Origin of the sequence: Enterobacter sp. RHBSTW-01064 (genome assembly GCF_014103035.1) — a bacterium.
Classification (GTDB): domain Bacteria; phylum Pseudomonadota; class Gammaproteobacteria; order Enterobacterales; family Enterobacteriaceae; genus Enterobacter; species Enterobacter mori.
This window is the reverse complement of record NZ_JABXOU010000009.1, coordinates 100,040-125,820: the sequence shown is the minus strand read 5'-3', so window position 1 is coordinate 125,820 and position 25,781 is coordinate 100,040. Positions and strand designations below refer to the sequence as shown.

Annotated in this window: 25 protein-coding genes; 17 read left to right on the top strand and 8 right to left on the bottom strand. The window is 56.8% G+C overall.

Annotation, left to right across the window (positions count from 1 at the left end):
- Window positions 1-15: 15 nt before the first annotated feature.
- The 3 genes from pyrC to mdtH all read right to left on the bottom strand — a co-directional run bounded on the left by pyrC (window position 16) and on the right by mdtH (window position 3,083).
- Window positions 16-1,062: a dihydroorotase gene (pyrC, locus tag HV355_RS21925; protein WP_108418048.1), complete on the bottom strand. Its 1,047-nt coding sequence runs from the start codon at window positions 1,060-1,062 to the stop codon at window positions 16-18.
- A 127-nt stretch (window positions 1,063-1,189) separates the two neighbouring features.
- Complete coding sequence (locus HV355_RS21920; protein ID WP_010429621.1) at window positions 1,190-1,750, bottom strand: lipoprotein; 561 nt, start codon at window positions 1,748-1,750, stop codon at window positions 1,190-1,192.
- A 124-nt stretch (window positions 1,751-1,874) separates the two neighbouring features.
- A complete protein-coding gene (mdtH, locus tag HV355_RS21915; protein WP_182403433.1) occupies window positions 1,875-3,083 on the bottom strand; it encodes a multidrug efflux MFS transporter MdtH in 1,209 nt (402 codons plus the stop codon).
- Window positions 3,084-3,320: 237 nt separating this feature from the next.
- On the opposite strand from mdtH, the gene rimJ reads away from it, so the two are divergent.
- The 4 genes from rimJ (at window position 3,321) to murJ (ending at window position 7,156) form a co-directional block, all read left to right on the top strand.
- The gene (gene rimJ, locus HV355_RS21910) at window positions 3,321-3,905 is read left to right on the top strand and encodes a ribosomal protein S5-alanine N-acetyltransferase (protein WP_010429626.1); all 585 of its coding nucleotides are present in this window, start codon (window positions 3,321-3,323) and stop codon (window positions 3,903-3,905) included.
- 9 nt (window positions 3,906-3,914) lie between these two features.
- Window positions 3,915-4,565 (top strand): YceH family protein, encoded by a 651-nt coding sequence (locus tag HV355_RS21905; RefSeq protein ID WP_126815322.1) that lies wholly within the window; start codon window positions 3,915-3,917, stop codon window positions 4,563-4,565.
- 2 nt (window positions 4,566-4,567) lie between these two features.
- Window positions 4,568-5,491 carry a Gfo/Idh/MocA family oxidoreductase gene (locus tag HV355_RS21900; protein WP_182403431.1) on the top strand — a complete coding sequence of 308 codons (924 nt, stop codon included), beginning with the start codon at window positions 4,568-4,570 and terminating at the stop codon, window positions 5,489-5,491.
- Between the two features lie 129 nt (window positions 5,492-5,620).
- The gene (murJ, locus tag HV355_RS21895; RefSeq protein ID WP_089599868.1) at window positions 5,621-7,156 is read left to right on the top strand and encodes a murein biosynthesis integral membrane protein MurJ; all 1,536 of its coding nucleotides are present in this window, start codon (window positions 5,621-5,623) and stop codon (window positions 7,154-7,156) included.
- Between the two features lie 59 nt (window positions 7,157-7,215).
- Here the strand turns inward: murJ and flgN are convergent, their stop codons facing one another.
- From flgN to flgA, 3 genes are all read right to left on the bottom strand, one after another.
- A complete protein-coding gene (gene flgN, locus HV355_RS21890) occupies window positions 7,216-7,641 on the bottom strand; it encodes a flagella biosynthesis chaperone FlgN (RefSeq protein WP_108418043.1) in 426 nt (141 codons plus the stop codon).
- A 4-nt stretch (window positions 7,642-7,645) separates the two neighbouring features.
- The gene (gene flgM / locus HV355_RS21885) at window positions 7,646-7,939 is read right to left on the bottom strand and encodes a flagellar biosynthesis anti-sigma factor FlgM (RefSeq protein WP_010429637.1); all 294 of its coding nucleotides are present in this window, start codon (window positions 7,937-7,939) and stop codon (window positions 7,646-7,648) included.
- 93 nt (window positions 7,940-8,032) lie between these two features.
- Complete coding sequence (gene flgA / locus HV355_RS21880; protein WP_126815323.1) at window positions 8,033-8,692, bottom strand: flagellar basal body P-ring formation chaperone FlgA; 660 nt, start codon at window positions 8,690-8,692, stop codon at window positions 8,033-8,035.
- 157 nt (window positions 8,693-8,849) lie between these two features.
- Here flgA and flgB point away from each other — a divergent pair, with 157 nt between their 5' ends.
- From flgB to flgL, 11 genes are all read left to right on the top strand, one after another.
- Window positions 8,850-9,266 carry a flagellar basal body rod protein FlgB gene (gene flgB / locus HV355_RS21875; RefSeq protein WP_010429643.1) on the top strand — a complete coding sequence of 139 codons (417 nt, stop codon included), beginning with the start codon at window positions 8,850-8,852 and terminating at the stop codon, window positions 9,264-9,266.
- 3 nt (window positions 9,267-9,269) lie between these two features.
- Window positions 9,270-9,674 (top strand): flagellar basal body rod protein FlgC, encoded by a 405-nt coding sequence (gene flgC / locus HV355_RS21870; RefSeq protein WP_010429647.1) that lies wholly within the window; start codon window positions 9,270-9,272, stop codon window positions 9,672-9,674.
- 11 nt (window positions 9,675-9,685) lie between these two features.
- Window positions 9,686-10,396 carry a flagellar hook assembly protein FlgD gene (gene flgD / locus HV355_RS21865; protein WP_010429650.1) on the top strand — a complete coding sequence of 237 codons (711 nt, stop codon included), beginning with the start codon at window positions 9,686-9,688 and terminating at the stop codon, window positions 10,394-10,396.
- 26 nt (window positions 10,397-10,422) lie between these two features.
- Window positions 10,423-11,673, top strand: coding sequence for a flagellar hook protein FlgE (flgE, locus tag HV355_RS21860; protein WP_100167048.1), 1,251 nt, complete (start codon window positions 10,423-10,425; stop codon window positions 11,671-11,673).
- 20 nt (window positions 11,674-11,693) lie between these two features.
- A complete protein-coding gene (locus HV355_RS21855; RefSeq protein WP_182403429.1) occupies window positions 11,694-12,449 on the top strand; it encodes a flagellar basal body rod protein FlgF in 756 nt (251 codons plus the stop codon).
- 11 nt (window positions 12,450-12,460) lie between these two features.
- Window positions 12,461-13,243, top strand: a complete 783-nt coding sequence (gene flgG, locus HV355_RS21850; RefSeq protein WP_000625853.1) for a flagellar basal-body rod protein FlgG — start codon at window positions 12,461-12,463, stop codon at window positions 13,241-13,243.
- 57 nt (window positions 13,244-13,300) lie between these two features.
- Window positions 13,301-13,999 (top strand): flagellar basal body L-ring protein FlgH, encoded by a 699-nt coding sequence (flgH, locus tag HV355_RS21845; RefSeq protein WP_108418041.1) that lies wholly within the window; start codon window positions 13,301-13,303, stop codon window positions 13,997-13,999.
- A gap of 12 nt (window positions 14,000-14,011) precedes the next feature.
- Complete coding sequence (locus HV355_RS21840; RefSeq protein WP_010429662.1) at window positions 14,012-15,109, top strand: flagellar basal body P-ring protein FlgI; 1,098 nt, start codon at window positions 14,012-14,014, stop codon at window positions 15,107-15,109.
- Window positions 15,109-16,062, top strand: coding sequence for a flagellar assembly peptidoglycan hydrolase FlgJ (gene flgJ, locus HV355_RS21835; protein ID WP_182403427.1), 954 nt, complete (start codon window positions 15,109-15,111; stop codon window positions 16,060-16,062). The genes HV355_RS21840 and flgJ overlap by 1 nt, the downstream gene beginning before the upstream one ends.
- Before the next feature lie 75 nt (window positions 16,063-16,137).
- The gene (flgK, locus tag HV355_RS21830) at window positions 16,138-17,778 is read left to right on the top strand and encodes a flagellar hook-associated protein FlgK (RefSeq protein ID WP_010429667.1); all 1,641 of its coding nucleotides are present in this window, start codon (window positions 16,138-16,140) and stop codon (window positions 17,776-17,778) included.
- A gap of 15 nt (window positions 17,779-17,793) precedes the next feature.
- Window positions 17,794-18,747 carry a flagellar hook-associated protein FlgL gene (gene flgL, locus HV355_RS21825; RefSeq protein ID WP_010429668.1) on the top strand — a complete coding sequence of 318 codons (954 nt, stop codon included), beginning with the start codon at window positions 17,794-17,796 and terminating at the stop codon, window positions 18,745-18,747.
- 76 nt (window positions 18,748-18,823) lie between these two features.
- Here flgL and HV355_RS21820 read toward each other — a convergent pair whose 3' ends face one another.
- Window positions 18,824-20,038, bottom strand: a complete 1,215-nt coding sequence (locus tag HV355_RS21820) for an MFS transporter (RefSeq protein WP_120158552.1) — start codon at window positions 20,036-20,038, stop codon at window positions 18,824-18,826.
- Between the two features lie 94 nt (window positions 20,039-20,132).
- On the opposite strand from HV355_RS21820, the gene HV355_RS21815 reads away from it, so the two are divergent.
- Entirely contained in the window at window positions 20,133-21,083 is a 951-nt protein-coding gene (locus tag HV355_RS21815) for a LysR family transcriptional regulator (RefSeq protein WP_182403425.1), read from the top strand.
- Window positions 21,084-21,123: 40 nt separating this feature from the next.
- On the opposite strand, the gene rne is transcribed toward HV355_RS21815, so the two are convergent.
- Entirely contained in the window at window positions 21,124-24,246 is a 3,123-nt protein-coding gene (gene rne, locus HV355_RS21810) for a ribonuclease E (RefSeq protein ID WP_182403423.1), read from the bottom strand.
- A 572-nt stretch (window positions 24,247-24,818) separates the two neighbouring features.
- On the opposite strand from rne, the gene rluC reads away from it, so the two are divergent.
- Window positions 24,819-25,766, top strand: coding sequence for a 23S rRNA pseudouridine(955/2504/2580) synthase RluC (rluC, locus tag HV355_RS21805; RefSeq protein ID WP_148399581.1), 948 nt, complete (start codon window positions 24,819-24,821; stop codon window positions 25,764-25,766).
- Window positions 25,767-25,781 lie beyond the last annotated feature (15 nt).

Sequence of the window (25,781 nt, the reverse complement as noted above, 5' to 3'; positions counted from 1 at the left end):
AGAGGCATTGATTTTTTAACGTTTAACCGTCCAGTGTACGGTTTCACCGGCCAGGAACGGGATCAGCGTGTCATCCGTCAACGGAATCGCGTCGTCCACCTGGCTGGCTTTGCGCTCCAGCTCGATGAAGCTCTCATTGATCGGCAGACCATAGAAGCGTGGGCCGTTGAGGGAGCAGAACGCTTCAAAATGTTCCAGCGCATTCATCTCTTCAAACACGGTGGCATAGCTCGCCAGCGCAGTCGGAGCGTTGAAGCAACCCGCGCAGCCGCAGCTGGCCTCTTTACGATGACGCGCGTGCGGGGCGGAGTCGGTACCCAGGAACGCGCGGGAGAAACCGCTCGCAACCAGCTCGCGCAGGGCTTGCTGGTGGATATTGCGTTTGAGGATCGGCAGGCAATAGAGGTGAGGGCGCACGCCGCCAACCAGCATGTGGTTACGGTTAAACATCAGGTGCTGAGGCGTGATGGTGGCGGCGATAAGATCGTTGCCATCGCGAACATATTCCGCGGCGTCTTTGGTGGTGATGTGTTCAAACACCACTTTGAGGGCAGGCAGACGCTGGCGCAGCGGTTCCATTACCGTTTCGATAAACCGGGCTTCACGGTCGAAGATATCAATCTCGGCGTGCGTCACTTCCCCGTGTACCAGCAGCGGCATGCCCAGTTTTTGCATCCGTTCCAGAACGGGCATGATGGCATCAATGCTGGTCACACCGTGGCTGGAGTTGGTGGTGGCATTGGCTGGGTAGAGTTTCGCCGCGGTGAAGACGCCTTCGTTAAACCCTCGTTCCACTTCGTTCGGGTCGAGTGAATCGGTCAGGTAGCAGGTCATCAGCGGGGTGAAATCATGCCCCGCCGGAACGGCGTCAAGAATACGCTGGCGGTAAGCCATTGCGGCATCGACGGTCGTGACTGGCGGAACCAGGTTAGGCATAACAATCGCGCGGCCATAAATTTCGCTGGTGTAGGGCACGACGGTTTTCAGCATATCGCCATCGCGCAGATGGATATGCCAGTCGTCAGGGCGGCGGATTTTAAGAACCTGGGGTTGTGCAGTCATGGAAGCTCCGGCTTGTCAGGAATCAGTCATAAGGATGGCTGTTTTTGCCGGACACAAATCATAAGCGGAAACGTTTTCGTTTGCACACTTTTCTGCGAAAAAAAAGGGCGCTTCCGCGCCCTTCAGGTTAATCGGTGAAAGGAATAATGATTTCTCCCGGTTTCACCTCTATCCCTTTTGCATATTTTTTCGCGAGCGCTTCACCCTTGCTCTTGTCTTCGCTCAAGACATAGGCGGGTTGCTGGTTGAAGTAATTACGCAGCGACTGATTCAGATAAGGCATCAGGGTTTGCAGTACCGGCTTCATTTTGTCCGGCGTGACGACCGCATCGACGATCTCCATTTCCTGCAGGAAAATGGCCCCTTTCTCTTTGTTGAAGACCGGCAGCGCCTTGAGCTTCAGCTTAATATCGGCTTTCTGGTTGCCAAATAATGAGGTCATATCCAGCGTGGCGTCACCGGAAAGGGTGACTTTGTTCGGTTCTTCACGTCCAATCTGGCTGGCGAGATTGCTGAGGACGATATGGGCATCGGCAAGGCCCGGGACGCCGATGTCTTTGGCAAAGTTATTATGTTTTTCCAGCGCCTGATTAATTTCCTGCTCACTGACGGTGTACTGCGTAAGCTGGTTACAGCCTACCAGCAGGCCACTCACAATTAACGCAGCGGCAATGACAATCTTCTTCATAGTGTTCCTCAACGAAAAATCGGCGCATCTGTCCTGATACGCAAGTATGTCAGTGTGACCAGGGAGAAACCAGCAGAAAAAACTGAGAATTGAGGCGGGAAAGGATGCCCGCCAGAAAGAAGAACTAGGCGCCGGGTTCGAGCATGCCGCTCGCGCTGCGCTTCTGGCTGAATTGCCACCACAGGGCCAGCAGGGTCATAAAGCCTACCACGCCGAGCATCATCCACGGCAGTTCCGGCTGGTTCAGCGCTTTACCGGCGTCGAACAGCCAGCCGCCTCCGGCATAGCCCAGCGCGCCGCCAAGGGCGAGCCCAAGTCGACTGAACCCCATATAGCTGCCACGCGCGCGTGCATCGGCCAGTGAGGCACTCAGCGTCTCACGCGCGGGTTCGGCAACGATCGAGCCGATGTAGAAGGTGCAAATCAGCATGAACAGCTGCTGCAGCGAATTCACGAGCCCGATGGGCATCATGCTCAGCGTCATCAGCAGAAGCCCTGCCATCAGGCGATGCTCCAGACGAAATCGGCGCTCGCTCCAGCGGGCTATCGGGTAGAGGAGCGTCAGTGACAGGCAGGCCTCAATGGCATACATCCACTTCACGGCGGCAGGGGTTCCTGCAATGTCGTTAACCATGATCGGCAGCATCAGCATGACCTGCACCGCCAGCATGTAGTACCCCGTCAGGGTGAGCACATAGGTGACAAAGCGTTTGTCGCGCAAAACGCGGCCCAGGCCTTCTCGCACCGGTGCTTTCACCGTCGACAGTTTCCACGCGGGCAGGAACAGGCCATTGAACAAGGCGCAGAGAATAAACAAAACCGCACCGGTCGCACAGACCAGACGGAAATCATACTGCAGGAGCCAGCTGCCCAGCAGTGCGCCAATCACCGCGCCAGCGCTATCCTGCATCATCAGAATCGAGAAGAAGCGTCCCCGATGCTGCGGGCGGATCAGCTTCACCACCAGCGCGGTGCGCGGCGGATCGAACAGGGTGCCACCAATCCCGGAGAGGAAGCAGGAGAACCACAGCAGCCAGGGCTCGTGGGCGATTGCCATCGTGGCAAAGCCTGCCGCGCGTAACAGCATGCCGGTAACGATCATCGGTTTAGCGCCGAAGCGGTCAGCAATGGCCCCGCCAAAGACGCCCAGACCCTGCTGGACAAACTGGCGCAACCCCAGTGCAATGCCAACCATTAATGCCGCCCAGCCCATCTGATCGACAAAGCGGATCGAAATAAGCGGAAAAACGACAAAAAAGCCGAGCACGACCAGCATGTTATCGACGAGCAGGAAATATTTACCCAGGCTCTTGGCCTGTGATACGCGGGACATTTTCCCTCCAGGGAAAATAAGAAGGTGAGCACGCTAACATTCTGCGGTGTCGCCGCGTTTTTCCCCACCCCCGGGCGTGACAATATTTTTTTATCAAAAGGGTGCTTTGATAGAGAGTTCTCATCGAAAAATGTGAAAAGAGGTCAAAATGGTATGTCACTGTTTTCACAGACGGCGCAGGCGCAGGTATAGTAAAGCTAATCGGTAGAACAGAAGTGACGGGAAGGAGTGGTATCGATGTTTGGCTATCGCAGCAATGTGCCAAAAGTGCGTCTGACAACGGACAGGCTCGTCGTTCGTCTGGTGCATGAGCGTGATGCCTGGCGTCTGGCGGATTATTACGCCGAGAATCGCCAGTTTTTAAAGCCCTGGGAACCCGTTCGGGATGAGAGCCATTGTTACCCCTCCGGCTGGCAGGCGCGTCTCAGTATGATCGCGGAATTTCACAAACAGGGCAGCGCGTTTTATTTCGCCCTGCTGGATCCGGAAGAAAAAGAGATTATCGGCATCGCCAATTTTTCTAACGTGGTGCGCGGATCGTTCCACGCCTGTTATCTCGGCTACTCCATCGGTCAGAAATGGCAGGGGCAGGGGCTGATGTTTGAGGCGTTAACGGCGGCGATCCGCTACATGCAACGCACGCAACATATCCACCGTATTATGGCGAACTACATGCCGCATAATCAGCGCAGCGGGGATTTGCTGGCGCGCTTAGGCTTTGAGAAAGAGGGCTACGCCAAAGACTATCTGCTTATCGATGGCGAATGGCGCGATCATGTCCTCACTGCATTAACCACCCCGGACTGGACTGCAGGTCGTTAAGGAGAAAAGATGAAATATCAGTTAAGCGGTGCAGAAGCGCGCGTTGTCGGCAGCCTGCTGGAAAAACAGGTCACCACGCCGGAACAGTATCCGCTTTCGGTCAACGCCGTGACGATGGCCTGCAACCAAAAAACCAACCGTGAGCCGGTGATGAACCTCAGCGAGCATGATGTTCAGGACGTGCTGGATGCGCTGGTCAAACGCCACTACCTGCGCACCGTCAGCGGCTTCGGTAACCGCGTCACTAAGTATGAACAGCGCTTTTGTAACTCCGAATTTGGCGACCTGAAGCTGAGCAGCGCGGAAGTAGCGGTCATCACCACGCTGTTGCTGCGGGGGGCACAGACGCCGGGGGAACTGCGAACGCGCGCTTCCCGTATGCATGAGTTCAGCGATATGCAGGAGGTCGAACAGACGCTTGAAGGGCTGGCGGCGCGTGAGGATGGCCCTTACGTGGTGCGTCTGGCGCGCGAGCCGGGAAAACGCGAAAGCCGCTATATGCATCTGTTCAGCGGTGAGGTTGACGCCGCAAGCGCGACGGCTGAATCGGATCGCCCTGAACGCAATGACAGCCTTGCCGCGCGCGTAGAGGCCCTGGAAGAAGAGGTCGCCGGGCTAAAACAGCGTCTGGATGCGTTGCTGGCACATCTGGGAGACTAACAGTGAAAAAATTACGCATTGGCGTGGTCGGTCTGGGCGGTATCGCGCAAAAAGCGTGGCTACCGGTTTTGGGCGCAGCTTCAGACTGGACGCTGCAGGGAGCCTGGTCGCCCACGCGCGAGAAGGCCGAGCGCATCTGTGAAACCTGGCGTATTCCGTATGCCAGCTCGCTTCAGGCGTTAGCCCGCGAGTGTGATGCGGTATTTGTGCATACCTCAACGGCAACGCACTATCAGGTGGTGAGCGAGCTGCTCAACGCGGGTGTCCACGTCTGCGTGGATAAGCCGCTGGCAGAGAATGTTCAGGATGCCGAACGGCTGATTGAGCTTGCCGCGCGCAAAAAGCTGACGCTGATGGTGGGCTTCAACCGCCGCTTCGCGCCGCTTTATCAGCAGCTTAAGGCGCAGTCGGGCACGCTTGCCTCGCTGCGGATGGATAAGCACCGCACCGACAGCGTCGGGCCGAACGATCTGCGCTTCACCCTACTGGATGATTATCTTCACGTTGTGGATACGGCGTTATGGCTGACGGACGGCAATGCACAGCTGAAAAGCGGCACTCTGCTGACAAACGATCAGGGGCAGATGGTCTATGCGGAACACCACTTTGCCGTTGAGCATCTTCAGGTGACCACCAGCATGCACCGTCGGGCCGGTAGCCAGTGTGAATCCGTGCAGGCGGTGACCGACGGCGCGCTGGTCGACATTACGGACATGCGTGAGTGGCGAGAAGAGAAGGGCAACGGCGTGGTGACGCTGCCCGTTCCCGGCTGGCAGAGCACGCTGGAGCAGCGCGGTTTTGTCGGGTGTGCTCGTCACTTTATCACCTGCGTACAAAATCAGACGGTTCCTGAAACCTCCGGCGAACAGGCGATTCTGGCGCAGCGCATTGTAGAAAGGCTCTGGCGCGACGCCATGAGTGAATAACTCGCTGTAACATCTGCGGATAGTAATTCGTTGAAATCCGGTTAGACTAAGCGCCGCTTGTTGGCTTTGCCGGGTGGCGCTTACGCTTACTCGGTCTACAAATCCGTACGGTTCTGGAAATTCACGTTAATGAACTTATTAAAATCGCTGGCGGCCGTCAGCTCGATGACCATGTTTTCCCGCGTGCTCGGCTTTGCGCGCGACGCCATTGTGGCAAGGGTATTTGGTGCAGGGATGGCCACGGACGCCTTTTTCGTCGCGTTCAAATTGCCGAACTTATTACGCCGTATTTTTGCGGAAGGCGCGTTTTCCCAGGCCTTCGTGCCGATTCTCGCAGAATATAAAAGCAAGCAGGGCGAGGACGCGACCCGCGTTTTTGTCTCTTACGTTTCGGGGCTACTGACCCTGGCGCTGGCGGTGGTGACCGTCATCGGGATGCTGGCCGCGCCCTGGGTGATTATGGTGACGGCGCCGGGCTTTGCGGATACGGCGGATAAATTTGCCCTGACCTCGCAGCTTCTGCGCATTACCTTCCCCTATATTCTGCTGATCTCGCTGGCCTCGCTGGTGGGGGCGATACTCAATACCTGGAACCGCTTCTCCGTCCCGGCGTTTGCGCCGACGTTTCTTAACGTCAGCATGATCGGCTTTGCGCTGTTTGCCGCACCGCATTTCAACCCGCCGGTGCTGGCGCTGGCCTGGGCCGTGACCGTGGGCGGCGTGCTGCAGCTTGCTTACCAGCTGCCGCACCTGAAGAAAATCGGCATGCTGGTCCTGCCGCGTATCAACCTTAAAGATGCCGGTGCGATGCGGGTTATTAAGCAGATGGGGCCCGCAATCCTCGGGGTTTCCGTCAGCCAGATCTCACTCATCATCAACACCATTTTTGCCTCTTTCCTGGTGTCTGGTTCGGTCTCATGGATGTACTACGCTGACCGTCTGATGGAGTTTCCATCCGGCGTGCTGGGCGTGGCGCTGGGGACCATCCTGCTGCCGTCGCTCTCCAAAAGCTTTGCCAGCGGCAACCACGATGAGTATTGCCGCCTGATGGACTGGGGGCTGCGTCTCTGCTTTCTGCTGGCGCTGCCGAGCGCGGTGGCGCTGGGGATTCTGGCGAAACCGCTGACGGTGTCGCTGTTCCAGTACGGTAAATTTACCGCCCATGACGCCGCCATGACCCAGCAGGCGCTTATTGCCTATTCGGTAGGGTTGATGGGGCTGATTGTCGTGAAGGTGCTGGCGCCGGGATTCTATTCACGCCAGGACATCAAAACGCCGGTGAAAATCGCCATTGTGACGCTGATTATGACCCAGCTGATGAACCTGGCGTTTATTGGTCCGCTGAGACACGCCGGGCTGGCGCTGTCGATTGGTCTGGCGGCCTGCCTGAATGCCGGGCTGCTGTACTGGCAGCTGCGTAAGCAGGATATTTTCACGCCACAGCCGGGCTGGTCGCGTTTTCTTGTGCGTCTGGTGATCGCGGTGCTGGTGATGTCGGCGGCATTGCTGGGCATGCTGTATGTGATGCCGGACTGGTCAGCCGGCACTATGCCATTCCGCCTGATGCGCCTGATGGCCGTTGTGGTGGTCGGCGTGGTGGCATACTTCGCCACGCTCGCGGTGTTGGGGTTCAAGGTGAAAGAGTTCACCCGCCGTACGGCATAAACGCCAAAAGGGGAGTCCACCTTATGGTGCTCCCCACAGCCTGATTTGCCGCTAAGGCGTCAAATCGAAATCTTTTTCCCGCCCGTAATGCGTGCCGTGGCCGTCTGACCATCCGCACCGTACAGCCCCGGCTCTTTATGGGGCTTTAATACTTCCAGAGCTTGCTGATTACGCACCATCTGTCCCTCAAGTAACCAACCGTTATGCTGGTTGAGATCGCGCAGATGCTGGGTTTTTTCCGTAATCGTTTGCCAACGTTCGACAATTTCATCGTTGGCGCTGCGCTTCTGATCCTGTTCAGCGCGTCGCTGCTGCTCAAGGTAATCCAGCGTCGCCAGAAGCGAACTTTTGTCTTCAGTAATGCGTTGCAACGCGCTGCCGTTGATTTGACCCGAAGACAGGTGTTGTTGTTCAGCATCCATTACCGTTTTCAGGTCGTTCAGGACAACCGTCATCTGATCCAGTATTTCTGACAGTCGACTCATACGGTTATTTACTCTGTAAGAAACTCTGCGCTTCCTCGATCAGCGCGTCAGCGATTTTGCTGGTATCCATTTTCAGCTCGCCGTTACGAATGGCCGTTTTCAGCGCTTCAACACGTTCCATGTTGATATCGCTGCTGCCCGGCTGCATCAGTTTGGACTGCGCGTCGCTCAGGGTCACGCTGGTGCTGTTAGCCGTAGACGGTTTTTCCAGACGCGTTTTCTGCGCGGGAGCGTCATTCGTTTCGCGAGGTTGTACAGTGCTAACCGGCTTCAGGGCTGATGTACGATCAATGCTCATAGTGTTGTCCTCATCGAGGGTTCGCGGCGTTTGCGCCTGACATCATCATTAGTTGAATATTTATCGGCAGGCACCGCGAAATCTTTAAAAAGATTATAGGTTAATCAGAATATTCCCATCAGAATCGACGGTTCCGCTAACCACCTGGCCTGAAGACATTCTGACCCGGGCATTTTGCGCCACGGCGGCATTGTTTAATGCCTTACCTTCACTGTTGATACTAAAGCCGTCTCCGTTGGCGACCACCATCACCTGCTGACCCGCTTTCACCCGCCACGCTTTACGCAGCATGGAGAGCTGAATGGCCTGGCCTGGTGCCATATCGCGCAGGCTGACCGCGTCCTGTGCCTGGTTTATGTCCAGCATCGTTCGCGGCGGAAGCTGATCCAGTCGACCGCGTTTAAGCGTCACGCTGCTGGCCTGCAGTACGCTGCCGCGGGCAATGGGCGCGGCGGCAACAACATAATTGCCCGTCGCCTGAACCGCAACCTGTAAATAGCGTTTTTCGTTGGCGCAGCGCGCCAGCACGTTCACGTTACCCCACAGCTTTGTCGTGCCGGTCACGGTGAATGAGGGCTGTTCGCAGGAGGGATAGAGATTAGGCGGCGTGCGAACGGTGACGTTGACTTCATCACTAAAGCCCGCCAGCTGCTGTGCAAAAAAAGTCGTCAGCTGAGCCTGTAAGTTTTCAGCCTGCGCCAGAGGGCTTAAAAGCAATAAGGTTGCCGCCAGGCCTCGTTTTATCGTCCGCATTGCACATCCCACCGTTTCCAGAATTGAGAGGATTCTACCCGCAGTGGTTTTACATCAACGCAATAAATAGCGACGCATTTTGCGCTTATTCCGTCGATAGGGGAGACGGGGTGAGATTTAAGCTGTGAACTGAAATTTTGCCATCAGCGGAGGAGACATGCTCGATAAACTCGACGCCGCGTTACGTTTTCAGCAGGAAGCGCTCAATTTACGCGCCCAGCGGCAGGAGATTTTAGCCGCCAATATTGCCAACGCCGATACCCCGGGGTATCAGGCGCGCGATATTGATTTTTCCAGTGAACTTAAAAAAGTGATGGAGCGTGGACGTGCCGAAGGAACGGGTGTCGCACTTGCACTGACATCCTCACGCCATATTCCTGCTCAGGCGATGACCGCGCCCACGACCGATTTACTTTATCGCATTCCCGACCAGCCATCGCTTGACGGCAACACCGTCGACATGGACCGGGAGCGTACGCAGTTTGCCGATAACAGCCTGCAGTACCAGACGGGTCTGACCCTACTCGGCGGACAAATTAAAGGCATGATGACCGTCCTGCAAGGGGGCAACTAATCCATGGCTTTGCTGAATATTTTTGATATCGCCGGTTCGGCGTTAACGGCACAGTCCAAGCGTCTGAACGTTGCCGCCAGTAACCTCGCTAACGCCGACAGCGTAACCGGTCCTGACGGACAGCCCTATAAAGCAAAACAGGTGGTCTTTCAGGTCGATGCTGCACCGGGTGCGGCAACAGGCGGCGTGAAAGTCTCTGACGTGGTGGAGAGCCAGGCACCTGACAAGCTGGTGTATGAACCGGGCAACCCGCTCGCCGATGCCAGTGGTTACGTGAAGATGCCTAACGTGGATGTGGTCGGTGAGATGGTGAACTCGATGTCCGCCTCGCGCAGCTATCAGGCAAACGTCGAAGTGCTCAACACCGTGAAGAGCATGATGCTCAAAACACTCACGCTCGGCCAGTAAAGGAGACACGCATGTCCATTGCCGTCAGTATGAATGACCCAACGAATACGGGGGTCAGCAGTGCCAGTACGACCTCCGGTTCCAGCTCCCTGACCGGAAGCAGTGCTAACGATCTGCAAAGCAGCTTCTTAACGCTGCTGGTGGCGCAGCTGAAGAACCAGGATCCTACCAACCCGATGCAGAACAACGAACTGACCACGCAGCTTGCGCAGATCAGTACCGTGAGCGGCATTGAGAAACTGAATACCACGCTCGGCTCCGTCTCCGGTCAAATCGACAACAGCCAGTCTTTGCAGGCAGCCAACCTGATTGGTCACGGGGTGATGATCCCGGGGACCACCATTCTGGCGGGCACCAGCACCACCGATGGCACCTCAACCACCACCACCACGCCGTTTGGCGTTGAGCTGCAGCAGGCGGCTGACAAAGTGACCGCGACGATCACCGACTCGACCGGTGCCGTGGTACGCACCATCGACATCGGTGAGTTGAAAGCCGGTGTGCATACCTTCACCTGGGATGGCAGCCTGACCGACGGCACCAAAGCGCCAAACGGTTCCTATAAGGTGGCGATCAGCGCCAGCACCGGGACCACCCAGCTGGTTGCGCAGCCGCTGCAGTTTGCACTGGTTCAGGGCGTCATCAAAAGTAGCGATGGCAACAAACTGGATTTGGGTACCTCTGGTACCACCACACTCGACGAAGTTCGGCAGATTATCTAAGCCTTTACACTTATCAGGAGTAAGTCATGGCCTTTTCTCAAGCGGTCAGCGGCCTGAATGCTGCGGCCACCAACCTGGACGTCATTGGCAACAACATCGCCAACTCCGCGACCTATGGTTTTAAATCCGGTTCGGCCTCGTTTGCCGATATGTTTGCAGGCTCTAAAGTCGGCCTGGGCGTTAAAGTTGCGGGTATCACTCAGGACTTTACCGACGGTACCACCACCAATACCGGTCGTGGTCTGGACGTTGCCATCAGCCAGAACGGTTTCTTCCGTATGGTGGATTCCAACGGCTCTGTGTTCTACAGCCGTAACGGCCAGTTTAAGCTCGACGAAAACCGTACCCTGGTGAACATGCAGGGGATGCAGTTGACCGGCTATCCGGTTGCAGGTACGCCACCAACGGTGCAGACCGGTGCGAACCCACAGGCGATTACCATCCCTAACACCCTGATGGCCGCGAAGGCGACCACAACGGCAACCCAGCAGATCAACCTGAACTCCACGGATGATGCGCAGACTGCCGCGTTCGATGCGACTAACCCGGATACCTACAACAAAAAAGGGACCGTGACCGTATTCGATACCCAGGGTAACGCCCACAACATGTATGTCTACTACGTCAAAACAGCAGACAACAAATGGGATCTGTACACCCAGGACGGTAGCGTTGCCGGTTCTCCAGCAACCAAAGCCGCTCAAATGAACTTTGACAGCAACGGTAACCTGGCGGGCGTGTACAACTACAACGCGGCTGGCGTACTGAGCGCGACGCCAAACGCCACCCCGGCCATCAACATCACCACCGGTTCAGTGAGCGGCGCGACGCCTGCTACGTTCTCCCTGAGCTTCCAGAACTCCATGCAGCAAAATACCGGTGCCAACAACGTTGTCGGGACCACCCAGAACGGCTACAAGCCGGGCGATCTGGTGAGCTATCAGATTAACGACGACGGTACCGTTGTGGGTAACTACTCCAACGAACAGACGCAGGTTCTGGGTCAGATCGTGCTGGCAAACTTCGCTAACAACGAAGGCCTGAAATCTGAAGGCGACAACGTATGGTCTGCAAGCCAATCCTCCGGCGTCGCGCTGCTCGGCACGGCGGGTACCGGTAACTTTGGTACGCTGACCAACGGCGCGCTGGAAGCCTCTAACGTGGACCTGAGTAAAGAGCTGGTGAACATGATTGTCGCGCAACGTAACTACCAGTCGAATGCGCAGACCATCAAAACGCAGGATCAGATCCTCAACACGCTGGTTAACCTGCGTTAAGCGGCTAACAGGAACGCGCAATGGATCACGCAATATATACAGCGATGGGCGCGGCAAGCCAGACGCTCAATCAGCAGGCCGTTACCGCCAGCAACCTGGCAAATGCCTCCACGCCGGGCTTTCGCGCGCAGCTTAATGCGCTGCGTGCGGTGCCGGTCGAAGGGCTTTCATTACCCACGCGTACGCTGGTGACGGCATCCACGCCCGGTGCCGATATGACGTCGGGCCAGATGGATTACACCTCGCGTCCGCTGGACGTTGCCCTTCAGCAGGACGGCTGGCTGGCGGTGCAAACGGCAGACGGCAGCGAAGGCTATACCCGTAACGGTAATATCCAGGTGAGCGCAACCGGGCAGTTAACCATTCAGGGTCATCCGGTGATGGGCGAAGCCGGTCCGCTCACGGTACCGGAAGGCTCAGAGCTGACCATCGCGGCAGACGGCACCATCTCGGCGTTAAACCCGGGCGATCCGGCCAATACCGTTGCGCCCGTCGGGCGTCTGAAGCTGGTTAAAGCGGAAGGCAAAGAGGTGCAGCGCGGCGATGACGGCATGTTCCGTCTGACCCAGGCGGCACAGACCACCCGTGGCGCTACGCTCCAGGCTGACCCGAGCATTCGCGTGATGTCCGGCGTGCTGGAAGGCAGTAACGTCAAGCCGGTTGAAGCCATGACCGACATGATCGCCAGCGCCCGCCGTTTTGAAATGCAGATGAAAATTATCAGCAGCGTGGATGAAAACGCGAGCAAGGCTAACCAACTTCTGGCTATGAGTTAACAGGACTCCTTATGATCAGTTCTTTATGGATCGCGAAAACAGGCCTGGACGCGCAGCAAACCAACATGGATGTGATTGCCAACAACCTGGCAAACGTCAGCACCAATGGTTTCAAGCGTCAGCGTGCGGTTTTCGAAGATTTGCTTTACCAAACCATTCGCCAGCCGGGTGCTCAGTCTTCTGAGCAAACGACGCTGCCGTCCGGTCTGCAGATTGGTACCGGCGTGCGTCCGGTAGCGACCGAGCGTCTGCACAGCCAGGGCAACCTGTCTCAGACCAACAACAGTAAAGATGTCGCCATCAAAGGGCAGGGTTTCTTCCAGGTGCAGCTGCCTGACGGTACCTCAGCCTACACCCGTGACGGCTCATTCCAGGTGGATCAAAACGGCCAACTGGTGACGGCGGGCGGCTTCCAGGTTCAGCCTGCAATCACCATTCCGGCGAATGCCCTGAGCATCACCATCGGACGCGACGGTATCGTGAGCGTCACCCAGCAGGGTCAGGCCGCACCCGTTCAGGTTGGACAGCTCAACCTGACCACCTTCATGAACGATACCGGTCTGGAAAGCATTGGTGAGAACCTCTACACCGAAACCCAGTCCTCCGGTACGCCAAATGAGAGCACGCCGGGGCTGAACGGCGCGGGTCTGCTGTATCAGGGTTATGTTGAAACCTCGAACGTTAACGTGGCGGAAGAGCTGGTAAATATGATCCAGGTTCAGCGCGCGTATGAAATTAACAGTAAAGCAGTGTCGACGACCGACCAGATGCTGCAGAAACTGACGCAACTCTAAGGTGCAGCCCGGTGCGGTCAACGCCGCACCGGCTCCCTGTTTTCGAAGATGAAGGCAATGCAAAAAAACGCGGCGTTTCGTTATCCGATACTGACTGTTCTGGCCATTACCCTCAGCGGGTGTGCCTGGATCCCGTCTAAACCATTGGTCGAGGGTGCGACTACCGCCCAGCCCGTTCCCGGCCCCGCGCCCGTGGTGAACGGCTCCATTTTCCAGACCACACAGCCGATTAACTACGGCTATCAGCCGCTGTTTGAAGATCGTCGCCCGCGTAACATCGGCGATACGCTGACCATTGTGCTGCAGGAAAACGTCAGTGCGAGCAAGAGCTCGTCGGCGAACGCCAGCCGCGATGGCAAAACCAATTTTGGCTTCGACACCGTTCCACGCTATCTGCAGGGCCTGTTCGGCAATGCGCGTGCGGATGTTGAGGCGTCTGGCGGCAATACCTTTAACGGTAAAGGTGGTGCGAACGCCAGTAACACCTTCAGCGGCACGCTGACGGTGACGGTTGACCAGGTGCTGGTTAACGGCAATTTACACGTTGTGGGTGAAAAACAGATCGCCATTAACCAGGGCACTGAGTTCATTCGCTTCTCCGGTGTGGTTAACCCTCGCACCATCAGCGGCACCAACACCGTACCGTCCACCCAGGTGGCGGATGCGCGCATTGAATACGTCGGTAACGGCTATATCAATGAAGCGCAAAATATGGGCTGGCTGCAGCGTTTCTTCCTTAACTTATCGCCGATGTAAGCGAGGTGACCCATGTTTAAAACGATCTTCGCCGTGGCGCTGGCGCTGGTGGCAACCTTCGCTCAGGCTGACCGTATTCGCGACCTGACCAGCGTTCAGGGCGTGCGCGAGAACTCGCTGATTGGCTATGGCCTGGTGGTGGGGCTGGACGGTACGGGTGACCAGACCACCCAAACGCCGTTCACCACCCAGACCCTGAATAACATGCTTTCGCAGCTTGGTATTACCGTCCCTGCGGGGACCAACATGCAGCTGAAAAACGTGGCGGCGGTGATGGTGACCGCGTCCTATCCGGCGTTTGCGCGTCAGGGGCAGACCATCGACGTGGTGGTCTCCTCCATGGGTAACGCCAAAAGCCTGCGCGGCGGCACGCTGTTGATGACGCCGCTTAAGGGCGTCGACAGCCAGGTGTATGCGCTGGCGCAGGGTAACATTCTGGTTGGCGGTGCGGGTGCCTCTGCGGGCGGGAGCAGCGTGCAGGTGAACCAGCTGAACGGCGGGCGTATCACTAACGGGGCCATCATTGAGCGCGAGCTGCCGACCCAGTTTGGCGCAGGAAATACCATCAACCTGCAGCTTAATAATGAAGACTTCACGATGGCGCAGCAAATTGCCGACACCATCAACCGCAGCCGCGGCTACGGGAGCGCCACGGCGCTGGACGCGCGTACTGTGCAGATCCGGACCTCTTCGGGTAACAGTAACCAGGTGCGTATGCTGGCGGATATTCAGAATATGGAAGTGAACGTGCCGGTGCAGGATGCCAAAGTCATCATCAACTCACGCACCGGGTCGGTGGTGATGAACCGCGAGGTGTCGCTGGACAGCTGTGCCGTGGCGCAGGGTAACCTCTCCGTGACGGTGAACCGCTCTGCCAACGTCAGCCAGCCGGATACGCCATTTGGTGGCGGTCAGACGGTGGTGACACCGCAAACGCAGATTGATTTGCGTCAGAGCGGCGGCTCGCTGCAAAGCGTGCGTTCCAGCGCGAACCTGAACAGCGTGGTGCGTGCCCTGAATGCGCTGGGCGCGACGCCGATGGATCTGATGTCGATTCTGCAATCGATGCAAAGTGCAGGCTGCCTGCGCGCCAAACTGGAAATCATCTAATGCTGACCGATAGCAAACTGCTGACCGGTGCCGCCTGGGATGCCCAGTCGCTGAACGAACTGAAAACCAAAGCAGGCAAAGACCCGGCGGCGAATATCCGCCCGGTCGCCCGCCAGGTGGAAGGGATGTTCGTGCAGATGATGTTGAAAAGCATGCGTGAGACCCTGCCGAAAGACGGGATGTTCAGCAGCGATTCCACGCGGCTGTACACCAGCATGTATGACCAGCAGATTGCACAGCAGATGACCGCCGGTAAAGGGCTCGGACTGGCTGACATGATTGTCAAACAGACCGCTGCCGCACAGGGTATTCAGCCTGAGGATCAGCCGCAGCAGGTGCCGATGAAGTTCGACATCGAAACGGTGACCAGTTATCAGAACCAGGCGCTTACGCAGATGGTGCGTAAGGCCATGCCGAAGCCCGTAGAGACGCGCGACGAGCCGCTCTCCGGCGACAGTAAGGACTTCCTGGCGCAGCTTTCTCTGCCTGCACGACTGGCCAGCGAGCAGAGCGGGGTACCGCATCACCTGATCCTGGCCCAGGCCGCCCTGGAGTCGGGCTGGGGCCAGCGTCAAATCCGTAAGGAAAACGGCGATCCGAGCTTCAACATCTTTGGCGTCAAAGCCACCTCCAGCTGGAAGGGGCCGACAACCGAGATCACCACCACCGAATACGAAAACGGCGCGGCAGTGAAGGTAAAAGCCAAATTCCGCGTTTACAGCTCCTACCTTGAAGCATTGTCAGATTACGTCGGCCTGTTAAGCCGAAACCCGCGCTATACCGCTGTGACGCAGGCATCGACGCCGGAGCAGGGCGCGCAGGCATTGCAGAATGCGGGATACGCTACCGATCCGAACTATGCGCGCAAGCTCACCAGCATGATCCAGCAGCTGAAATCGATGGGTGAGAAGGTGAGTAAAGCCTATAGCACCGATATTGAAAATCTGTTCTGAAAGTTCTCAAGTCCCGGTGGAGGCTGCCGATAACCTTCATCAGGACTCGTGTCTGAAAGTATAAAAGGAACCCCCATGTCCAGTTTGATTAACAGCGCCATGAGTGGCCTCAGTGCGGCACAGGCGGCACTTAATACCGTAAGTAATAATATTTCAAGCTATAACGTGGCAGGTTACACCCGCCAGAACACCATTCTGGGCGCGGCTAACAGCACGCTGACCGGCGGTGGCTGGGTGGGGAACGGGGTTTATGTCTCCGGCGTGCAGCGTGAGTATGACGCCTTCATTACCAACCAGCTGCGCGCCGCACAGACGCAGAGCAGCGGGCTGACAACGCGCTATCAGCAGATGTCAAAGATTGACGACGTGCTCTCCGATACCACCAACTCGCTCTCAACCACGCTGCAGGATTTCTTCAAGAGCCTGCAAACGCTGGTGAGTAACGCCGAAGATCCGGCTGCGCGCCAGACGGTGATCGGCAAAGCGGATGGCCTGGTAAACCAGTTTAAAACCAACGATCAGTATCTTCGCGATCAGGATGCGCAGGTTAACACCGCGATCACCACCAGCGTGGATCAGATCAACAACTACGCGAAGCAGATAGCCAACCTTAACGATCAAATTTCCCGTCTGACCGGCGTAGGCGCGGGCGCATCGCCGAACGAACTGCTCGATCAGCGCGATCAGCTGGTGAGCGAGCTGAATAAGATTGTGGGTGTGGACGTGACCGTGCAGGACAGCGGTACGTACAATATCTCCATCGCGAACGGTTACACCCTGGTGCAGGGCAGTACTGCCAGCCAGCTGGCTGCGGTGAAATCCAGTGCTGACCCATCGCGCACCACGATTGCCTACGTGGATGCAGCGTCTGGAAACGTTGAGATCCCGGAAAAGCAGATCACCACAGGGTCACTGGGTGGACTGTTGACCTTCCGTTCTGAAGATCTGGATAAAGCGCGTAACACCCTTAACCAGATGGCGCTGGCGTTTGCCGACGCGATGAACACACAGCATGAAGCCGGGTTCGACGCCAACGGCGACGCGGGCGGCAAGCTATTCGACTTCGGTTCACCTTCCGTACTGAGTAACAGCAAAAACACCGGCAGCGCGTCGGTAACGGCGAGCGTAACGGACAGCTCTGCGGTGCAGGCGACGAACTATAAAGTTGAGTACAACGGGACCAACTGGACGGTCACGCGTCTGTCTGACAAAACCAGCTTTACGGCCACGCCGGACGGCAGCGGTAACCTGTCGTTTGACGGTCTGAACGTGAACATCACCGGTGCGGCCAACCAGAAAGACAGCTTCATCGTGAAACCGGTGAATGACGTCATTATGAATATGGACGTCGCGATTAGCGATGAATCCAAACTGGCGATGGCCTCCGCCAGCGACAGCGGCGATAGCGACAATACCAACGGCCAAAAACTGTTGGATCTGCAGAGCGCGAAGCTGGTGGGGAATAACAAAACCTTCAACGATGCCTATGCGTCACTGGTCAGTACGGTGGGGAGCACCACGGCATCGCTGAAAACCAGCAGCGCTACGAAAGACAACGTGGTAACGCAGCTGACCAAACAGCAGCAGTCGATTTCCGGGGTTAACCTGGATGAAGAATACGGCAACCTGCAGCGCTATCAGCAGTACTACCTGGCGAATGCGCAGGTGCTGCAAACGGCGAGCACGCTGTTTGATGCGTTGATCAACATTCGCTAAGGCCGGGGTTAAAAAATGCGTATTAGTACTCAAATGATGTATGAGCAGAGCATGCGCGGAGTGACGAACTCCCAGAGTCTCTGGCTGGGCTATGGCGAGCAGATGTCAACCGGCAAGCGCGTAAACCGTCCTTCCGATGACCCGATTGCGGCCTCTCAGGCCGTTGTGCTCTCCCAGGCGCAGACGCAGAACAGCCAGTATGCGCTGGCGCGTTCTTTCGCCACGACCAAGGTGTCGCTGGAAGAGAACGTGCTGAAAGAGGTGACGAATGCGATTATCACCGCGCAGGAAAAAGTGGTTAACGCCGGTAACGGAACCCTGAGCGATGATGACCGACAGTCGCTTGCCACCAACCTGCAGGGGATCCGCGATCAGCTGATGAACCTGGCAAACAGCACCGACGGTAATGGACGCTATATTTTTGCGGGTTACAAAACGGAAGCGGCGGCCTTCGACGAGACGACCGGCACCTATAACGGCGGCTCTACGCCAATCAGCCAGCAGGTTGACGCCGCGCGTACCATGCAAATCAGCCACACGGGCAGTGAAGTTTTCGATACCTTCACCAGTAACGCGAAACCGGAGCCGGACGGCAGCGCGCCGGAAACCAACCTGTTTAAGATCCTGGATACCGCTATCGCTGCGCTGAATACGCCGGTTGAAGGCGACCAGACTAAAGCCGATGCGTTTACGGCAGCGATGGATAAAACCAACCGCGGCCTGAGCAACTCGCTGAACAACGTGCTGACCGTGCGTGCAGACCTGGGGATCAAACTGGACGAGCTGGGCAAACTGGATTCGCTGGGCGATGACCGTGCTTTGGGCCAAACGCAGCAGATGAGCGACCTGGTCGATGTGGACTGGAACTCGGTGATCTCTTCTTACTCCATGCAGCAGGCGGCTCTGCAGGCCTCCTATAAGGCGTTTAGCGATATGCAGGGGATGTCCCTGTTCCAGATGAACAAATAACGTCTTGACCTCTTAGAACATGTCTTGAAACTGGGCATGTTTTGACTGCCCAGCCCGTATGGACTGGGCATTTTTTTTACACGGTTTCAGCCTGAGCGGAGGTTACCCGGGCGTTTTCAATCAGTCTGATGACCAGGGCAATAACGCCGCACAGGGTTGCCAGCGCCACCACGCCAGGCCAGCCTGCCATCGTATAAATTTTGCTGCCGAGCGCCGAGCCTAGCGCCATCCCGATAAACACCACCGTAAAGAGCAGGGCGTTCAGGCGACCGCGTGCCTGCGGTTCAAGGCTGTAGACCAGATTCTGGTGCGCCACCAGGCTTGACTGCAGGCCAAGGTCAAAACCGACGGCGGAGACGGCAATCAGAATCAGTTGCCCATGGACGCCGAGGGCGGGCATCAGGAACATCAGCGCAAACGAGACGGTGACGAGCGCGGCACCCAGCTGCGTCACTTTTCCTGCACCCAGTTTATCCGCCAGACCGCCTGCCAGCGGCGCGGCTAATGCCCCGGCGGCACCTGCGATACCAAACCCGCCCGCCACGGCGCTGCCCAGGTGGTAGCGTTCCAGCAGCATCACGGCCAGCGTTGACCAGAATGCGCTAAAGGCAATCGACAGAAAACCCTGAGCCAGCGCCGCGCGACGCAGTGCCGGGTAACGACGCCACAGGTGCTCCATGGAACGCATCAGCGCGGGATAGCTCAGCGTGGAGTGAATAGCAAAACGTGGGAGTACGGCCCACATCACCGCGCCGACAAAGGCAATGCTTGCAGCAGCCAGCTGATACATCACCCGCCAGCCAAAGGCTTCACCGACCACGCCGCTGACGGTTCTCGACAACAATATGCCCAGCAGAAGACCTGTCATGACGGTGCCCACGGTTTTCCCCTGCTTACCTTCAGGGGCGAGGATCGCAGCAGCGGGAACGATATCCTGCGCCATGGTGGCGGCCATGCCAATCAGCAGGCTTGCCAGCAGCAGCGAAGGGAGTTGCCCGGTGAGACTACAGCCCAGAAGAAACAGCGCCAGCGCAGCACTTTTAATCAGAATCAGCGTCCTGCGGTCATGACGATCGCCAAGCGGCAGCAGGAAGAGGATGCCGAGCGCGTAGCCAGCCTGGGTCAGCGTCGGAACCAGGCCCATTCCTTCAATACTCAAATGAAGGTCTGCGCCCATGAGAGGCAGCAAAGGCTGTGCGTAGTAAATGGATGCCACGCTGAAACCAGCACCCAGAGCCAGCATTAATATCACCCAGCGGCTCACGGCATGGGAGGCAGTTGTTGTGTTCATAAGACGTTCCTCAGTCATAGTGTGAGGCTATTTTTTATCACTACGCCTTGCGGCGGTAGACGGACCGGTGGTAAAACGCTTATACGTTAAGCGTATGACAGAGGAAAGTATGAAGCGAGTTGAGCGTATAGACAGGGTGGAACTGATGCGAACTTTTGTTCGCATCGTGGAAACCGGCTCGCTCTCGGCAGCGGCAAGGCAGCTTTCGACGACTCAGGCCACGGTAAGCCGACGTTTGCAGTCTCTGGAAACGTTGCTGGGGGCTCGCCTGCTGCTGCGAACCACCCATGCCATCAGGCTTACTGACGACGGTGAACGCTGCTATCAGCATGCCCGGCGGGTGATTGATAGCTGGCTGGCGCTGGAAGATGAAGTCGGGCAGGCGGAGGATGAACCGGTTGGGGTATTGCGGGTGCGGGCACCGCACGCCTTTGGTCAGGAACAGCTCCTGAAACCGTTGACGGAATTTTTGCAGCGCTACCCTCAGCTTTCCATTGAGTGGATGTTGAACGATAAGTCGGTGGATTTCCTCAGCGACAATATTGATTGTGCGATCCGCGTGGGTGCCGAGGTCGATCCCGCCACGGTTTCCGTACAGCTGGCAGAGGTACCGCGCTCCATCGTCTCCTCTCCTGCGTTGCTGGCACGCTTCCCAAAGGTTAGCAAGCCAGAGGATTTGCAGGCGCTGCCCTGGATTGCCATCAGCACCTTCTACCAGCGACACGTTGAATTGTTTGATGGTGCAGCGCAGCCGACACGCATTGCCATTACGCCGCGTCTGAGCACGGACAGCCTGTACGTGGCGCGAAATACGGCCCTGACCGGGCTGGGGGTGGCGCTGGTATCAAGCTGGACGGTGAAAGAGGATATTCAGGAAGGGCGCTTAATCCCTCTTCTGCCCGAGTGGCAACCCACGGCGTTGCCTGTCCATCTGGTTTATCCGTGGTCGCGATACTATCCTGCGCGCTTGCGACGTTTTCTGGAGATGATGAAGCAGGTGATGCCGGGTATAGCCGGAATGAGAAAGCCAGCAAATGCGCAATAAAAAAGCCGACCCTGAGGTCGGCTTTTCGTCTTAACGTGTGTTACTCAACAGACTGGGGGCGGGTTGCCGGTGCAGTCGCCTGATGCGTCGCGCTGTGACCACCTGCTGAACCTTTGCCGTCAAAGTTGAACTCCGGGCGAACCCAGTCGCTTTGACGTGGTGCTTCCGGCACATACTCAGGCGCAGGTGCGCGAGTCATGGGTGCCGTTGCAACGTGTGCTGCCGCTGGCGCAGTAACCACTGGCGCTGGTTTCACCTCAGGCGCTGGAGCTTCTTCGGCTTCACGAACCGGTTCAACATCAAGTTCAACGTCCTGAACCACCTCTTCTGTCACCGTTTCGATAACAGCGTCAGCGGTGTCTTCAACCGGCGCGGCGGCTTCAACTTCTTCAGCAACCTCTTCGGCCACGACCGTGTCTTCTTCGGCGATGAACTGCGGTGCGGCATCAACCGGGGCAGCAATCACTTCAGGATGGGTGGTTTCCACTTCAACCGCCTGTGGGGCTTCGGCTTCCACTTCCACAGCCTGCGGCTCAACCACCGTCGCTGCTGCCGCCACAACCTCTTCAGCTGCAACGACAGGTGCAATCACCTCTTCGGTGACAGACTGTTCTTCAACAATCTGCTCCGGGCGAGCAACCGGGTAGCGGATCCAGACTTTACCGGATGCCATTTCAGGCGACGCACACGCGATGGCTAACGGCATTGGAGACTGAGTCGGGTAACGCTCGTCACGATAACGGCGACGACGCTGACCGCTCACGCGCAGGTGACGAGGAGAACGACGTGAACGACGCGGCATGCCTGCGTTATCACGACCTTCGCCGTTATCGTCCTGCTCGGCGTTGTTCTCTACCACAGCTGGCAGATCAACTTTCGCCAGTTGGGTCTGCGGCGCGCTTTCGGCGACGGTTTCCGCAACAACAGTTGTCTCTTCGGTCGTTTCAGAAGCAAAACGGACTTTCTGATTCAGCTGACGCTGCTTACGACGTGGCATAACCTGAGTACGTTCTTCCTGCTCAGCGTCTTGCTGTTCAACAGGCTCTTCGCGGTTCAGGTTTTTAACTTCCTGCTGCGCCTGACGCTTCTCGTCGTTGCGACGACGATTACGCTCGCGGCGAGGCTGCTGCTCGTCGCGCTGTTTGCTCTTCTCTGACTCATCGCCCGCCGGTTGGCGAATTTCGCGATCTTCAACATTCTGCTGCTGTTTCTCGCGACGGTTGCGACGGTTATCTTCGCGTTGCTCACGGCCTTCGTTGTTGTCAGAACGGTTGTCGCGACGCTCGTTACGGTCGTTACGATCGCTGCGGTCATTACGATCGCGGCGGTTGTTCTGGCGCTTACGACGATCCTGCTGACGCTCAGGCTTCGCTTCTTTCGGTGCTTCTTTTGGCTGCTCCGGCTGAACTTCTTCGCCAGCAAACATCTTCTTCAGCGCGCCGAAGAAACGGCTCAGAAGACCAGGTTGCTCTGGCTGGGCTTTCGCCACGTCTGGCGCAGTTTTTTGCGCAGCAGGTTTAGCCGCTGGTTTTTCCAGCACGGCTTCCGGCGGCGCTTCCGGCATAATGAAGGTGGCTAATGCAGGCTGCTCAGGCAGTTTACGCTCGGCAGGCTCTTCATCGGATGGCAGTGCCATCTCTTCTTCATGCAGCTTCGGCAGCAGGTAGCTGAGGGTGGTCGTCTCTTCGCCCTTACGTACACGCAGCACGTGATAGTGCGGAGTCTGCATCTGGTCGTTTGGCACGATGATGCAGCGAACGCCGCCCTGACGTGCTTCGATTGCGCTTACCGCTGCACGTTTTTCGTTAAGCAGGTAAGAGGCAACGGGCACCGGCACAATGGCGTGAACTTCTTTAGTGTTCTCTTTCAGCGCTTCTTCTTCAATCAGACGCAGAATAGAGAGGGACAGCGATTCGTTATCACGCACGGTACCGGTACCAGAACAGCGCGGGCAAACGTGATGGCTGGACTCACCCAGTGATGGGCTCAGACGCTGACGGGACATCTCCAGCAGGCCAAAGCGAGAGATATGGCTGATCTGAATACGAGCACGGTCCTGGCGCACCGCTTCGCGCAGACGGTTTTCAACCGCACGCTGGTGACGAACAGGGGTCATGTCGATGAAGTCGATAACGATCAGACCACCCAGGTCGCGCAGGCGGAGCTGGCGGGCGATTTCATCAGCGGCTTCAAGGTTGGTGTTGAAGGCGGTCTCTTCGATATCACCGCCGCGGGTTGCACGCGCGGAGTTGATGTCGATAGCGGTCAGCGCTTCGGTCGTATCGATAACGATAGAACCACCGGATGGCAGACGCACTTCACGCTGGAAGGCGGATTCAATCTGGGATTCAATCTGATAGTGGCTGAACAGCGGGATTTCACCGGTGTACAGTTTGATTTTGCTGGTGAAATCCGGACGACCCAGCGCGGCGATGTGCTGGCGAGCCAGTTCAAGCACTTTCGGGTTATCAATCAGAATTTCGCCGATGTCCTGACGCAGATAGTCGCGGAAGGCACGTACGATAACGTTGCTTTCCTGGTGGATCAGGAACGGAGCAGGGCGGCTTTCTGCTGCTTTCTGGATAGCTTCCCAGTGCTTCAGACGGAAGCTTAAGTCCCACTGCAGCGCTTCGGCAGATTTGCCTACGCCTGCGGTACGCACGATAAGCCCCATGCCGTCCGGCAGTTCAAGACTTGCCAGCGCTTCTTTCAGCTCGGTACGGTCATCACCTTCGATACGGCGAGAGATACCACCCGCACGCGGGTTGTTTGGCATCAGAACCAGATAGCTCCCCGCCAGGCTGATAAAGGTCGTCAGTGCGGCACCTTTGTTGCCACGCTCTTCTTTATCAATCTGGACGATAACTTCCTGACCTTCACGCAGAACATCTTTGATGTTTGGGCGGCCATGGGCGTTGTAGTTTGCAGGGAAATATTCGCGGGCGATTTCTTTAAGAGGGAGGAAACCGTGACGCTCAGCACCGTAATCGACAAATGCAGCTTCAAGGCTTGGTTCAATGCGGGTGATTTTACCTTTGTAAATGTTCGCTTTTTTCTGTTCGTGTCCAGGACTTTCGATATCCAGATCGTACAGGCGCTGCCCATCCACAAGGGCGACACGCAACTCTTCTTGCTGAGTTGCGTTGATTAACATTCTTTTCATCGTAACTTACTCGTTATTCTTACATTGACGACAAAGCTGCGGGCAAGGTGACGCTTTCCGGGGTATGAACCGATGGCCTCGTGTCTGTTCACGTCGCCAACCTCACGGTTGTCGCTCGCTTAAGAGGCGCAGAGTGTCGGTTGCCTGTATTTCATACGGAAACACAGCGCAATTATCAGGGGAATTGCCTGGGTAGAACTCTCCAGAAAACAATCCTTATACCGGGAAGTACTGCAACCCGCAGCCCGCTAACTGCCTGAAAGATCAATACGTCTTACGCCATTGCTGCGTGGATGATCGGTCAGACAAAATTGGTCATTCCGTCGACATCCTTACAAAACCCGGATTTAACACGGAAAACAGCCTCATTATTCCACTGCTCGCCGGGTTATAGCAAGATGACTTTTACCAATTATCACCCGGTTACTCACAGTTTCTTCACTTCGAGGTGGTGATTGGTTTAATAACCACCAAATCGATTGCGCGAAACGGGGCGCAGGCCGGATAAAAGTAAATATAAGCATAGAAAAATGAGTGGCGCTAATGGCTGACGATATTTAGAATCGCCAACCATGAAAACAGAGACTCCAGCCGTAAAAATTGTTGCTATCGCGGATGACTATGCGGGGCAACGCATCGATAACTTTTTACGCACCCAGTTGAAAGGCGTGCCAAAAAGTATGATTTACCGCATCCTGCGCAAGGGCGAGGTGCGGGTTAACAAAAAACGCGTGAAGCCTGAGTATAAGCTCGAAGCCGGTGATGAAGTGCGTATCCCGCCGGTGCGCGTGGCTGAACGTGAAGAAGAGGCGGTTTCGCCTAAGCTGCAAAAAGTGGCTGCGCTGAGTGACGTCATCCTTTATGAGGATGACTATATCCTTGTGCTGAACAAACCGTCAGGTACAGCCGTACACGGCGGCAGTGGCCTGAGCTTTGGCGTGATTGAAGGACTGCGTGCGCTTCGACCGGAAGCCCGTTTCCTGGAGCTGGTGCATCGCCTGGATCGTGATACCTCCGGCGTGCTGCTGGTGGCGAAAAAGCGTTCTGCGCTGCGTTCTTTGCATGAGCAGCTTCGTGAAAAAGGGATGCAGAAAGACTACCTGGCGCTGGTTCGTGGGCAGTGGCAGTCCCATGTAAAAGTGGTGCAGGCACCGCTGTTGAAAAATATTCTGCAGAGCGGCGAGCGCATTGTGCGTGTGAATCAGGAAGGGAAACCGTCCGAGACGCGCTTTAAAGTTGAAGAGCGCTATGAATTTGCCACGCTGGTGCGCTGCAGCCCGGTGACGGGGCGTACCCATCAGATTCGCGTGCATACCCAGTTTGCCGGGCATCCTATTGCGTTTGATGACCGCTATGGCGACCGCGAGTTTGATAAACAACTGGCGGGCACGGGGCTGTCGCGTCTGTTCCTGCATGCGGCTGCGCTGAAGTTTACCCATCCAAACACCGGTGAAATCATCCGTATTGAAGCACCGCTGGATGAGCAGCTGAAACGTTGCCTGAAGGTTCTGCGCGGCTGATTTTGCTTTCCTCCC

Excerpts from the sequence above, each read along its gene's own strand:
- flgG (WP_000625853.1), top strand. The coding sequence starts at position 12,461 with ATGATCAGTTCTTTATGGATCGCGAAAACAGGCCTGGACGCGCAGCAA.
- mdtH (WP_182403433.1), bottom strand. The coding sequence starts at position 3,083 with ATGTCCCGCGTATCACAGGCCAAGAGCCTGGGTAAATATTTCCTGCTC.
- flgA (WP_126815323.1), bottom strand. The coding sequence starts at position 8,692 with ATGCGGACGATAAAACGAGGCCTGGCGGCAACCTTATTGCTTTTAAGC.
- rimJ (WP_010429626.1), top strand. The coding sequence starts at position 3,321 with ATGTTTGGCTATCGCAGCAATGTGCCAAAAGTGCGTCTGACAACGGAC.
- flgE (WP_100167048.1), top strand. The coding sequence starts at position 10,423 with ATGGCCTTTTCTCAAGCGGTCAGCGGCCTGAATGCTGCGGCCACCAAC.
- rluC (WP_148399581.1), top strand. The coding sequence starts at position 24,819 with ATGAAAACAGAGACTCCAGCCGTAAAAATTGTTGCTATCGCGGATGAC.
- HV355_RS21820 (WP_120158552.1), bottom strand. The coding sequence starts at position 20,038 with ATGAACACAACAACTGCCTCCCATGCCGTGAGCCGCTGGGTGATATTA.
- flgK (WP_010429667.1), top strand. The coding sequence starts at position 16,138 with ATGTCCAGTTTGATTAACAGCGCCATGAGTGGCCTCAGTGCGGCACAG.
- flgL (WP_010429668.1), top strand. The coding sequence starts at position 17,794 with ATGCGTATTAGTACTCAAATGATGTATGAGCAGAGCATGCGCGGAGTG.
- HV355_RS21855 (WP_182403429.1), top strand. The coding sequence starts at position 11,694 with ATGGATCACGCAATATATACAGCGATGGGCGCGGCAAGCCAGACGCTC.
- pyrC (WP_108418048.1), bottom strand. The coding sequence starts at position 1,062 with ATGACTGCACAACCCCAGGTTCTTAAAATCCGCCGCCCTGACGACTGG.
- HV355_RS21815 (WP_182403425.1), top strand. The coding sequence starts at position 20,133 with ATGACAGAGGAAAGTATGAAGCGAGTTGAGCGTATAGACAGGGTGGAA.
- flgM (WP_010429637.1), bottom strand. The coding sequence starts at position 7,939 with ATGAGCATTGATCGTACATCAGCCCTGAAGCCGGTTAGCACTGTACAA.
- flgD (WP_010429650.1), top strand. The coding sequence starts at position 9,686 with ATGTCCATTGCCGTCAGTATGAATGACCCAACGAATACGGGGGTCAGC.
- flgB (WP_010429643.1), top strand. The coding sequence starts at position 8,850 with ATGCTCGATAAACTCGACGCCGCGTTACGTTTTCAGCAGGAAGCGCTC.
- rne (WP_182403423.1), bottom strand. The coding sequence starts at position 24,246 with ATGAAAAGAATGTTAATCAACGCAACTCAGCAAGAAGAGTTGCGTGTC.
- murJ (WP_089599868.1), top strand. The coding sequence starts at position 5,621 with ATGAACTTATTAAAATCGCTGGCGGCCGTCAGCTCGATGACCATGTTT.
- HV355_RS21920 (WP_010429621.1), bottom strand. The coding sequence starts at position 1,750 with ATGAAGAAGATTGTCATTGCCGCTGCGTTAATTGTGAGTGGCCTGCTG.
- flgN (WP_108418043.1), bottom strand. The coding sequence starts at position 7,641 with ATGAGTCGACTGTCAGAAATACTGGATCAGATGACGGTTGTCCTGAAC.
- flgC (WP_010429647.1), top strand. The coding sequence starts at position 9,270 with ATGGCTTTGCTGAATATTTTTGATATCGCCGGTTCGGCGTTAACGGCA.
- HV355_RS21840 (WP_010429662.1), top strand. The coding sequence starts at position 14,012 with ATGTTTAAAACGATCTTCGCCGTGGCGCTGGCGCTGGTGGCAACCTTC.
- flgH (WP_108418041.1), top strand. The coding sequence starts at position 13,301 with ATGCAAAAAAACGCGGCGTTTCGTTATCCGATACTGACTGTTCTGGCC.
- HV355_RS21905 (WP_126815322.1), top strand. The coding sequence starts at position 3,915 with ATGAAATATCAGTTAAGCGGTGCAGAAGCGCGCGTTGTCGGCAGCCTG.
- flgJ (WP_182403427.1), top strand. The coding sequence starts at position 15,109 with ATGCTGACCGATAGCAAACTGCTGACCGGTGCCGCCTGGGATGCCCAG.